Source organism: Microbacterium sp. GbtcB4 (assembly GCF_019091465.1).
Lineage (GTDB): Bacteria > Actinomycetota > Actinomycetes > Actinomycetales > Microbacteriaceae > Microbacterium > Microbacterium paraoxydans.
Map to the genome: position 1 here is coordinate 1 of NZ_JAGXJJ010000592.1, position 235 is coordinate 235.

The window sequence follows — 235 nt, forward strand, 5'->3', positions numbered from 1 at the left end:
CCTGCATGCCGACGCAGATGCCGAGGACCGGTCGGCCGCCCGCGAGACGACGGCCGATGTTCTCGTCGCCGCCGTGGGCGTGCAGGGCGTCCCGCACCGCCTGGAAGGCCCCGACACCGGGCACGACGGACCCGTCCGCCTCGAGCGCCTCGGCGCGGTCGCGCGTGAGGACGCCGTCGGCTCCCGCGGCGACGAGGGCCTTGACCGCGGTGTGGACGTTGCCGGACTCGTAGTC

General features: G+C 75.7%; 1 pseudogene. It reads right to left on the reverse strand.

What is annotated here, in order from left to right:
* Window positions 1–235: pseudogene (locus KVS71_RS18935) on the reverse strand (imidazole glycerol phosphate synthase subunit HisH); the annotation flags it as partial.